At 64.3% G+C, this 378-nt stretch carries 1 pseudogene; it reads left to right on the top strand.

Annotated features, from left to right (window positions below):
- A pseudogene (locus BRSPCE3_RS35725) lies at positions 1-378 on the top strand (manganese transporter); the annotation flags it as partial.

Raw genomic sequence — 378 nt, 5'->3', positions numbered from 1 at the left:
GCTGGGGTTGCTGACCAACGCGGTGCAGTCGCTGGCCGGTGTGCTGCTGCCAAGCGCGACGGTGTTTCTGCTGCTGTTGTGTAACGACAAGGCCGTGCTCGGCCCATGGACGAACGGCCGCGCCATGAACATCTTCACGGGCGGCGTGGTGGCGGTGCTGGTGATGCTGTCCGTCATCCTCACTGCGGCGGTGCTGTTTCCCGGCATTGGCGAGTTCGAGATCGGCGCGATCCTGGTGGGCGGTTCGCTCATCGCCATCGTCATGTCACTGGTGCTGTGGCGCATCGAGCGACGCACGTATCGGCCGCATCATCCGCAACGTGTGAGCGTGCTTAATCGTGACCACTGGACGATGCCGCCGCTGGAGCAGCTCACACC

Source organism: Bradyrhizobium sp. Ce-3 (assembly GCF_022835695.1).
GTDB lineage: Bacteria > Pseudomonadota > Alphaproteobacteria > Rhizobiales > Xanthobacteraceae > Bradyrhizobium.
The sequence above is the reverse complement of the archived record's forward strand: the minus strand, read 5'-3'. Positions and strand labels throughout refer to the sequence as shown.